At 74.4% G+C, this 9,985-nt stretch carries 9 protein-coding genes; 3 read left to right on the top strand and 6 right to left on the bottom strand.

Annotation, left to right across the window (positions count from 1 at the left end):
• Positions 1–213 precede the first annotated feature (213 nt).
• Genes OF819_RS28755 through hutI form a run of 3 tightly spaced genes read left to right on the top strand, consistent with a single transcriptional unit; the run spans position 214 to position 3,964 of the window.
• Entirely contained in the window at positions 214–1,404 is a 1,191-nt protein-coding gene (locus OF819_RS28755; RefSeq protein ID WP_267246582.1) for an allantoate amidohydrolase, read from the top strand.
• Complete coding sequence (locus OF819_RS28750) at positions 1,401–2,759, top strand: formimidoylglutamate deiminase (RefSeq protein WP_267246586.1); 1,359 nt, start codon at positions 1,401–1,403, stop codon at positions 2,757–2,759. Before OF819_RS28755 ends, OF819_RS28750 begins: the two co-directional genes overlap by 4 nt.
• Positions 2,756–3,964: an imidazolonepropionase gene (gene hutI, locus OF819_RS28745; RefSeq protein ID WP_267246581.1), complete on the top strand. Its 1,209-nt coding sequence runs from the start codon at positions 2,756–2,758 to the stop codon at positions 3,962–3,964. The genes OF819_RS28750 and hutI overlap by 4 nt, the downstream gene beginning before the upstream one ends.
• A gap of 63 nt (positions 3,965–4,027) precedes the next feature.
• Here the strand turns inward: hutI and OF819_RS28740 are convergent, their stop codons facing one another.
• From OF819_RS28740 to OF819_RS28715, 6 genes are all read right to left on the bottom strand, one after another.
• Entirely contained in the window at positions 4,028–5,317 is a 1,290-nt protein-coding gene (locus OF819_RS28740) for a cytochrome P450 family protein (protein WP_267246585.1), read from the bottom strand.
• Between the two features lie 26 nt (positions 5,318–5,343).
• A complete protein-coding gene (locus OF819_RS28735) occupies positions 5,344–6,540 on the bottom strand; it encodes a cytochrome P450 (RefSeq protein WP_267246580.1) in 1,197 nt (398 codons plus the stop codon).
• Positions 6,541–6,680: 140 nt separating this feature from the next.
• Entirely contained in the window at positions 6,681–7,232 is a 552-nt protein-coding gene (locus OF819_RS28730) for a GTP-binding protein (RefSeq protein ID WP_267246584.1), read from the bottom strand.
• Positions 7,233–7,464: 232 nt separating this feature from the next.
• Positions 7,465–7,863, bottom strand: a complete 399-nt coding sequence (locus tag OF819_RS28725) for a DUF742 domain-containing protein (RefSeq protein WP_267246579.1) — start codon at positions 7,861–7,863, stop codon at positions 7,465–7,467.
• Positions 7,860–8,312: a roadblock/LC7 domain-containing protein gene (locus tag OF819_RS28720; protein ID WP_267246578.1), complete on the bottom strand. Its 453-nt coding sequence runs from the start codon at positions 8,310–8,312 to the stop codon at positions 7,860–7,862. The genes OF819_RS28725 and OF819_RS28720 overlap by 4 nt, the downstream gene beginning before the upstream one ends.
• Positions 8,309–9,985 (bottom strand): ATP-binding protein (locus OF819_RS28715; protein WP_416370652.1); only part of this gene is annotated, 1,677 nt, incomplete at its 5' end. The genes OF819_RS28715 and OF819_RS28720, both read right to left, overlap by 4 nt.

Raw genomic sequence — 9,985 nt, 5'->3', positions numbered from 1 at the left:
GTCCCGAGCCATGCCCGCGGCGAAGCCGACGGGCCTGACGGCTACAGCGGCCGTGCCTCTGGGGCTGTCACCCCTGCCTCATGGGGCGGCGCCCTGCATGGCGCAGCCTCCGCGGCTGGCGGAGGCGGTCATCCGGCCTCCGGGCGCGAGGGGGTCGGGGGCGCGACCCCCGGAGCGCCCGCGGCGGGCGGGCGGGGGAGCTCGTTTCACGAGATGTGGGCCGACCTTGCGAGGATCGGGCGCAGCGCCGAGAGCGGCGGATACCGGCGGTATGCGTGGACCCCGGCCGACGCCGAGTGCCGGGCGTGGTTCCGGGCGCAGGCCGAGGCGCGGGGGCTCGCATATGAGGTCGACCGGAACGGCAATCAGTGGGCCTGGCTCGGGGACCCGGCCGCCGGGGACGCCGTGGTGACCGGGTCGCATCTGGACTCCGTGCCCGACGGCGGGGCCTTCGACGGCCCCCTCGGGGTCGTCTCCTCCTTCGCCGCGCTCGACGAACTCCGAGGCAGGGGCGCGACGTTCAACCGGCCCGTCGCCGTGGCCAACTTCGGCGACGAGGAAGGCGCGCGTTTCGGGCTGGCCTGCACCGGCTCCCGGCTCACGGCCGGGCAGCTCAGCCGCGAGGCCGCCCACGCCCTGCGCGACGCGGACGGCGTGCCCCTCGCGCAGGCGATGGAGGCCGCCGGATACGACCCCGACGCCATCGGTCCCGACCTCGAACGCCTCGGCCGCATCGGCGCGTTCGTCGAGCTGCACGTCGAGCAGGGCCGTGCCCTCGATCTCAGCGGCGACCGCGTCGGCATCGCCTCCGCGATCTGGCCGCACGGCCGCTGGCGGTTCGACTTCCGCGGCGAAGCCAACCACGCGGGCACCACCCGCCTCGCCGACCGCCGCGACCCGATGCTGACCTACGCCGAGACCGTGCTCGCCGCCCGCCGCGAGGCGGAACTCGCGGGCGCCGTCGCGACCTTCGGCAAGGTCGCCGTCGAGCCGAACGGCGTCAACGCCATCCCGTCCCTCGTCCGCGGCTGGCTCGACTCCCGGGCCCCCGGCCAGGACGCCCTCGACGCCGTCGTCGCCGCGGTGGAGGCCGCCGCCCGCGAGCGGGCGCAGCGGGACGGCGTCGATCTCGACGTCGTCCGCGAATCCTTCACGCCCGTGGTCGAGTTCCAGCACGCCCTGCGCGACGAGCTGGGCAAGATCCTCGGCGGGGCCGTGCCCGTCCTCGGCACGGGCGCGGGCCATGACGCGGGCATCCTGTCCGGCTCGATCCCGACCGCGATGCTCTTCGTCCGCAACCCCACCGGCGTCTCCCACTCCCCGGCCGAGTTCGCCGCCGAGGACGACTGCGTCGCCGGAGTGCTCGCGCTCGCCGACGTACTGGAGGGACTGGCGTGCCGCTGACGACGACGTACTGGCTGGAGCACGCCTGGCTGGGCGGCGCCGTCGAGACGGGCGTGCTGCTTCAGGCGGCGGACGGCCGCATCGCCGCCCTGCACAGGGGGACGCCCGCCCCGCCGCCCGGAGCTGAGGTGCTGCGCGGGCTCACCCTCCCCGGCCTGGCCAACGCCCACAGCCATGCCTTCCACCGGGCGCTGCGCGGCGCCGTCCAGGCCGAGTCGGGCACCTTCTGGACCTGGCGCGAGACCATGTACCGCATCGCGTCGCGGCTGACGCCCGACAGCTACTTCGCCCTCGCACGGGCGGTCTACGCGGAGATGGCGCTCGCCGGGATCACGGCCGTGGGCGAGTTCCACTATCTCCACCACGCGCCCGGCGGCGTCCCCTACGCCGATCCCAACGCCATGGGCGAGGCCCTTGTCGCGGCCGCCGCGGACGCCGGGATCCGGATCACCCTCCTCGACACCTGCTATCTGTCCGCCGGCTTCGGGCAGCCGCCCGCCGGCCATCAGCTCCGCTTCTCCGACGGCAGCGCGGAGGCATGGGCGGAACGCTGTTCAGTTCTCAAGGACCAGGATCACGTACGGATCGGGGCGGCCGTCCACTCCGTACGGGCCGTGCCCGCCGAGCAGCTGGCGACGGTGGCGCGCTGGGCGGCGGAGCGGGGGGCCCCGCTGCATGTGCATCTGTCGGAGCAGCCCGCCGAGAACGAGGCGTGTCTCGCCGCCCACGGACGCACCCCCGCCCGGCTGCTCGCCGACCACGGCGTGCTCGGCCCGCGCACCACCGGCGTCCACAGCACCCACCTCACCGACGAGGACATCGCGCTGCTCGGCGGCACGGGCACCGGAACCTGTATGTGCCCCACCACCGAACGCGACCTCGCCGACGGCATCGGCCCGGCGGCCGCCCTCCAGCGCGCGGGCTCCCCGCTCTCGCTCGGCAGCGACAGCCATGCCGTCGTCGACCTCTTCGAAGAAGCCCGCGCCATGGAGCTGAACGAGCGCCTGCGCACCCGCACCCGCGGCCACTGGACCGCCGCCGCTCTGCTGCGCGCCGCCGCCGAGGACGGCCATGCCGCGCTCGGCCGCCCCGACGCGGGCCGTATCGAGCAGGGCGCGCTCGCCGACTTCACGACCATCGCCCTGGACTCGGTCAGAACGGCAGGCCCGCCGCCGCGGCTCGGAGCGGAGACGGCCGTATTCGCCGCCTCCGCCGCGGATGTCCGCCATACGGTCGTGGCAGGCCGCCATGTGGTCCGCGACGGGGCGCACACGCTCGTCCCCGACGTCCCGGCGGCCCTGAGGGACTCGATCGCAGCGCTGCACGACACCCGCCCACAAGGAGCAACGCCTTGACGGCTGACAGCACCCGTGCCACCGGCACCAGCACCAGCACCACCGCCATTGTCAACATCGCCAGTCTGGTCACCAACGACCCCTCCCTCGGTGACGGAACCCCTCTCGGTCTGATCCAGGACGCGGCCGTGGTCATCGACGGCGACCGCATCTCCTGGGTCGGTGAGTCAAGCAAAGCACCCGCCACTGACAACCGGGTCGACGCCGCGGGCCGCGCCGCGATCCCCGGCTTTGTGGACTCCCACTCCCACCTGGTCTTCGCGGGCGACCGCACCCAGGAGTTCAACGCCCGGATGTCCGGCCGCTCCTACAGCGCAGGCGGCATCCGCACCACCGTCGCCGCCACCCGCGCCGCCGCCGACGACGTACTCGAAGCCAATCTCGTCCGCTATCTCGACGAGGCGCTGCGCCAGGGCACCACCACCTTCGAGACCAAGTCCGGCTACGGCCTCTCGGTCGAGGACGAGGCCCGCGCCCTGCGCATCGCCGCCCGCCACACCGACGAGGTCACCTTCCTCGGCGCCCACATCGTCCCGCCCGACTTCGCGGACGACCCCGCCGGCTATGTCGCCCTCGTCACCGGCGAGATGCTCGACGCCTGCGCGCCCCACGCCCGCTGGATCGACGTGTTCTGCGAGAAGGGAGCGTTCGACGGCGACCAGGCACGGCAGATCCTCACGGCGGGCAAGGCGAAGGGCCTCACACCCCGCGTCCACGCCAACCAGCTCTCGTACGGGCCCGGCGTACAGCTCGCCGTCGAACTGGACGCGGCCAGCGCCGACCACTGCACCCATCTCACCGCCGAGGACGTGGACGCGCTCGCGGGCGGCGCGACCGTCGCCACCCTGCTGCCCGGCGCGGAGTTCTCCACGCGCGCCGAGTGGCCCGACGCCCGCCGGCTCCTCGACGCGGGCGCGACGGTCGCCCTGTCCACGGACTGCAACCCCGGCTCCTCCTTCACCTCCTCCATGCCCTTCTGCATCGCGCTCGCCGTACGCGACATGGGCATGACCCCGGACGAGGCGATCTGGTCCGCCACGGCAGGGGGCGCGGCCGCCCTGCGCCGCGCCGACGTCGGCCGCGTCGCCCCCGGCGCCCGCGCTGACCTGGCGCTCCTCGACGCGCCCAGCCATGTGCACCTGGCCTACCGGCCGGGTGTCCCGCTGGTCGACGCGGTCTGGCGGCGGGGCGTCCGGGTGCGCTGAGCCCTGAGCCCTGTGCCCGGCCTCATAGGGCTCTATGAGGCCGGGCACAGGGCTCATAGAGCCCTATGAGGCGCTGCCGAGGCGCACCGGAAGCCGGTGCACGCTGTTGCCCACGAAGCTGGCGTGCCGGGGCAGTTCGGACTCCGGCACGGCCAGGTCAAGCTCAGGGAAGCGGGTGAACAGCCGCTCCAGCGCGATCGTCGCCTCCATCCGGGCCAGCGGCGCGCCCAGGCAGTAGTGCGGGCCGTGCCCCAGCGACAGATGGCGCGCCCCCGCGCCCCTCGCCGCACGCGTCACATCAAAGCGGGCGGCGTCCGGGCCGTGGGCCGCCGTGTCGCGGCCCGCGGCCGAGTAACCCGCCAGCACCGGCGTCCCCTTGGGAATGACCGCCCCCGCCAGCTCCAGATCCCGCGTCGGGTAGCGGAACGGGAAGTAGCTCACCGGGCTGTCCCAGCGCAGCGTCTCCTCGACCGCGTCCGCCCAGCTCGCCTTCCCCGCGAGCACCAGCTCCAGCTGGTCCCGGTGGCCGCACAGCGCGCGCACGGCGTTGGTGATCAGGTTCAGGGTCGTCTCATGCCCCGCGATGATCATCAGCATCAGTGTGCCCAGCAGCTCCTGGGGGCTGAGCCGGTCGCCGTCCTCCTCACGGGCGGCGATCAGCGCACTCGTCAGATCCTCGCCGGGGTTTTCCATCCGGCCCGCCGCGACCGCGCTCAGCACGGCCACCATCTCCCGGTTGGCCGCCATCGCCTCCTCCGGGCCGATGTCGGTGGCCACGATCTGGTTGGACAGCCGGTGCAGCCGGTCGTGGTGCTCGGCTTCCACGCCGAGCAGTTCGCAGATCACCCCCATCGGCAGCGGCAGCGCGAAATGCGCCCGCAGATCCGCGACCCCGGCCCCGTCCGCGACCCCGTCCCCATCCGCGACCCCGTCCCCGGCTCCGGCCCCGTCCGCAACCCCGTCCGTCCTTGCCGCCGCCTCGGCCAGCGCGTCCAGCAGCTGCTGCGTGACGGTCTCGATCCGCGGCCGCAGCTCCTCCACCCGGCGCGCCGTGAACGCCTTGCTCACCAGCGACCGCAGCCGCCGGTGGTCCGCGTCGTCCGCCGTCGTCATCCCCTGCACGGTGGCGAAGGTCTTCAGCGGCCAGCCGTCCGGTATCTCCCCCTCCCGCAGCGCGGTGAAGTGTTCGGCTCCCTTGGCCACATCGGGGTGCGCGAGAAACTCCCTGAGCGCGTCATGGCCGAGCACCGCCATCCCCGCCACCCCGCCGGGCAGGACGACGGGCGTGACGGCCGTGCCCGCGGCCAGCAGCCGGGCGTTGTCCGCGTGCGGGCAGCCGCCCGCCGGGTCCATTCGGTGAGGTGCGGCGTGCGAGCTGTTCAACGTGGCTCTCCTGACTGTGAGCTGGCTGAGTGGACGGGCGGCAGCTGGGGATCGGCGAAACGCACCGGCAGCGCCGCGAGCCCCTTGCTCCAGGGCGACTTGATCCAGGCGAGATCCCGCTCGTCCACCGCCAGCTCCATGTCCGGCAGCCGGTGCCGGATGGTGTCCACGGCGGTGCGGGTGATCAGCCGCGCCGGGTCCTGCGCCGGGCAGGTGTGCGGTCCCGCGCCGAACGCCAGATGCGAACGGTTGCCGACGACCGGGCTGCCGTCCGCCGGCAGGATCTCCGGATCCTGATTGGCGGCCGCCAGCCCGAGGATGAGCATGTCGCCCGCCCGCACGGGCTGGCCGCCGAACTCCACATCGCGGGTGGCGTAGCGGGCCGGGAAGTTCTGCGTCGGCGGGAAGCGCCACAGGACGAGGTCCAGGGCGTCGTCCACGCTCAGATGCCCGCCAGTGAGAGAGGACCGGAAGGCGGGGTCGCACAGCAGGATCCGCAGCGTGGTGGCGATCCAGTTCACGGTCGTCTGGTTCCCCGCCGTGAACATCACCACCAGGTTGTGCAGCACCTCCTCGTCCGTGAGCGCCGCCGGGTGCGCGCACAGCGCCGAAGTGACGTCGTTGCCCGGCCGGCGGCGCTTCTCCTCGATCAGGGCGAGCAGGATCGCGCCCATGCGCTTGCTCGCGTTCGCCGAGTCCGCGTTGGCGGCCGCCAGGCCCGCGATCGCCTGGACGAGCTGCTGCCCCGTCCGTTCGTCCACCCCCAGCAGTCCGGTGATCACCTGCATGGGCAGCTTGCGCGCATAGTGCGGCACGAGGTCCGCCTCCCGCCGCCGGGCGAACGACGCGATCAGCTGCTCCGCGGCAGCCCGTACGCTGCGCCGCAGCTCATGCCCGTTGATACGGGCCAGCGCGTCGGAGACCGCGGCACGCATCCGGCGGTGCTGCTGTCCGTCGGCGAACAGCAGCGCGGGCCGCCAGCCGACCATCGGCAGAATCGGGGAGTCGGCCGGCACCCGCCCCTCCCGCAGCAGGGACCAGCGGCGCGGATCGTGCGAGAAGTCCTGCTCCTCGCGGGTCAGCCGCAGCAGTTCACGATGGCCGAGCACCAGCCAGGCGTCGATCCCGGGCGCGACGGTCACCGGGGCCACGGGCCCGTGCGCCCGGCGCAGCTCCTCGTACAGCACGGGCATCCGGTCGCCGTCCAGCTGCGGCCCGTACAGCGGGGTGGCGGCCGGGCAGCGGCTCGCGGGCGGCGGTACGGAAGCAGGAGGTACGGAAGCAGGAGGTGCGGGAACCCGGGGGTCAGCGGGTGCGGGGGGTCCGGGGTGGGTCATCGGGGCTGCTCCGAGGACTGGGTCGTCACCGTGGCGGTGTCGATGAGATGGCGTACGAGGGCGATCAGCGCCTCGACCGAGGAGCGGTGTTCGCGGGCGTCGCACGCCACCAGCGGGGTGTCGGGGAGGAGGTCGAGGGCGAGCCGCAACTCGTCCTCCGGGTACTGCGGGCTGCCGGGGAACACGTTCGCCGCGATCGCGAACGGCAGCCCGAGGTCCTCAAGGTTGCCCAGCGCGTCGAAAGACGCGGCCAGATCGCGGGTGTCGATCAGCGCGAGCGCACCCAGCGCGCCCTTGGCGAGATCCCGCCAGGCGGGCAGGAACCGCTGCTGCCCCGGCGTGCCGAACAAATAGAGCACCAGCTCGTCGCCGAGCGTCATCCGGCCGAAGTCCAGGGCGACGGTGGTCGTCCGCTTCGTCCGCTCGCCGCCGGTGTCGACGCGCGCGCCGGCCTGCGTCATCACCGCCTCGGTGGAGAGCGGCTCGATTTCCGAGACCGTGCCGATGAGGGTCGTCTTGCCGACGCCGAGCGGGCCGACGACCAGGATCTTGGCCGCGCCGGCGACGGTGGGCGCGACGTACTTGCCGGCGGGCCCGGGGCCGCCGGGGCTGCCGGGGCTGCCCGGAGACCGGGAGCTTCCGGGGCTCCCGGGGCCGCCGGTACTGCCGAGGGATCCGGCGTCGCCAGGGCTGCCCGGGGTCCCGGGGGCGGGGGCGCCGGGGGCCAGGGTGTCGTCGCCCAGTGTTCCGGGCGCCCCGGCCACACCCGGGGCTCCGGCGTCAGAGACGGCTTTCGAGGCCATGGAGGACCTTTCTGAGCATGCTCACATCGGCGCGTTCGGCCGGCGGAATCGGCGGTCGGGTCACCAGCAGCCCCCACGCACGCAGGTCGGCGAGCAACACCTGCACCACCGAGGGCGGCTGGCCGAGGTGCGCGGCCACCTCGGCGACGGACAGCAGACCCTGACAGTGCGCCAGGATCATCCGGTGCTCCGGCTGGAGCGTGGCCGGGATCTCCGTCTCCGCGGCCATCACCAGCGACTCCCAGGACAGCGGCGCGGCGCCGGCGTCCGCCCGTCCGCCGGTGATCACGTACGGGCGTACCGCCGAGGTCGTCCGTTCCTCCGGCGGCGGCGCGAAGCCCTGGCCGTCCGGGCGGTACGGGGAGCCGTCGCTCATGACGACGGGCTCGGGGCCACCTGATCTCGCGGCTGGCTGCTCAGATGCGCGCCGATCTTCGCCACCAGCAGCTGCATCTGCTGGGCGACCAGGCCGACATCGGCCTCGGTGTCGGTCGCCACGCCCAGATGCGCCCCCAGGCCGGCCTGGGTGAAGAGCACGAACCCGTGCTCCGACTCCAGCATCAGCTGCCGCACCCCGGCGCCGCCGCCGAACACCAGCGAGGCGGTAGAGCGCGCCGTCATGGTGATCGCGGCGCAGGCGGCGGAGAGCGACTCCGCCTCGGCCACGCTCAGGGCGGCGACCGCGCCCGAGAGGTTCTCCGCGGAGAGGTGCCCGAGGCGCAGCCCGTCCTCGGAGACGACCACGGCGTGCCGCACGCCCGGGATCTCGGTCAGCGGGCGCAGCATCCAGCCCAGGTCGGGGAGTCTGGTTATGGTTCCGGTCACGACCGGCCTCCATCGTGTTCGTTGCGTGTTTCCGACTCTTCTCCCACGGCCGCGCGGCCGCGCCGTGACCCGGACACCACGCTCGCGATGGACGCGCGCGCGGCCTCGGGGGTCCAGGAGGAGGGCGGAGCGGGGGGTATGACCGCGGACGGCGTCTGCGCCGCCCGCGGGGACTGCTGCGGGGAGGGTGACGGCCCCCCGCGCCGACTCCGCCGCCGCGGCAGGCCACTGGCCGTCGCCGCGCCATGCGCCCGAGCGGGAGCCTCCTCCGCCCCGCCGGGCCCGGCCGTCTCGGCGGAGGCCGGGTGTTCGCCGTGGGGGTGCGCGTGCGTCGGTGGTCTGTGCATCGGGGTGCCGCCCGGTTGTCCGCCCTGCGGTTCATACGGCCCCGAGGCGTGCGCCGCGGTGCCCGTGCCGCCCGGCTGGGGCGCGCTCCCCTGCCCATGGCCGTACACGGCAGTCCCCGCCCGCCCGGCGGGCCCGGACCCGGCCGGACCGTGCCGGCGGTTCGGCTCGGGGCCGTACGGGGCTGTCTCCCCCGTCCAGGCTTCCTCGGGCGTGCCCGCGACGGGCCGGTGCCCGTGGCGCGCGGGGCCGCCGGGCTCGGGGGCGGGCGCGCTCGCCGGAGGCGGGGGCTCGGTGAGGGGGACGCCCGGCGCGGGGGTGTGGGGCTGGCGGGCCGTCGGCTGGGGTACGCGGTGCTGGCCCGTCGTCTGGGACAGGGGTTCCGTCAGCAGGCGGTACGGGATGAACGTGACCGCGCGGGTGCCGCCGTACGCCGACGCGCCGGTCAGTTCGACGTTGAAGCCCAGTTCCCGGCTCCAGCGGCCCACGCACGCCAGGCCCAGCCTGGGCACCGCGCCCAGCTGAGCCAGGTCGAGGTCGTCGCGGAGCTGCGCGGATGCCTGGGCCAGGACGTCCGGCGGCATGCCCAGGCCCGCGTCGTCGATCTCGATGACCGCACCGGCTCCCACCTCCCGGACCGTGACCTGGACCTGCGTCCGCGAAGGGGAGAACACCGTGGCGTTCTCCAGCAGTTCGGCGATCGCGTGCATCAGGCCCTCGACCGCCGGCGGCACCGCGTACAGCGTCTGGCCGCCGTGCACCTCGATACGGCCGAACTCCACGATCCGGGACTGCGCGCCGCGCACGCAGTCGTACAGGGAGACCGGCCGGGTCTCCCGCCGCGCCGGCCAGATGCCGCACATCACCAGCAGCGTCTGCGCCTTGCGGGTCATCTGCGCGGCGGCGTGGTCCGCCTTCATCAGCTCGGCCATCAGGCGCGGGTCGTCGATGGACCGCTCGACATGGTCCAGGACCTGCTGCTGCACCGTGGCCATGGCGTGCATGGTGCGGGCCACCGACTCGAACGCCGCCTGCACCGAGTCCCGCAGCGCCCGCTCCCGCCGCACCGCCTCGTCCGAGCCGAGCGCCGCGACCACCGCCGCCATCGCCCGGGCGAAGTCCTCGCCCGTGTCGGCGGGCGGGGCGAGAGGCCCGGGCACCCCTTCCAGCCGCTGCCCTGAGCGCACCCGTTCGGCGATCGCCGGAATCCGCACCCCGGCCAGATGCGCCACTTCGGCCCCTCGGGCCGCGGCCACCTGCCGGTCGCGGGCGCGGCCCGTGCGCTCCGCCCGCAGCCGGCGGGCGAGGAGCGCGGTCCAGGCCGCGAG

This window comes from Streptomyces sp. PR69 (genome assembly GCF_026420845.1).
GTDB lineage: Bacteria > Actinomycetota > Actinomycetes > Streptomycetales > Streptomycetaceae > Streptomyces.
Note: the sequence above shows the minus strand (reverse complement) of the source record. Positions and strands in the feature narration are given on the sequence as shown.

What these genes read in the sequence shown, in the direction of transcription:
- OF819_RS28755 (WP_267246582.1), top strand. Translation starts at nt 214, where the DNA reads ATGTGGGCCGACCTTGCGAGGATCGGGCGCAGCGCCGAGAGCGGCGGA.
- OF819_RS28740 (WP_267246585.1), bottom strand. Translation starts at nt 5,317, where the DNA reads ATGGACCCGGCGGGCGGCTGCCCGCACGCGGACAACGCCCGGCTGCTG.
- OF819_RS28735 (WP_267246580.1), bottom strand. Translation starts at nt 6,540, where the DNA reads ATGCCCGTGCTGTACGAGGAGCTGCGCCGGGCGCACGGGCCCGTGGCC.
- OF819_RS28725 (WP_267246579.1), bottom strand. Translation starts at nt 7,863, where the DNA reads ATGAGCGACGGCTCCCCGTACCGCCCGGACGGCCAGGGCTTCGCGCCG.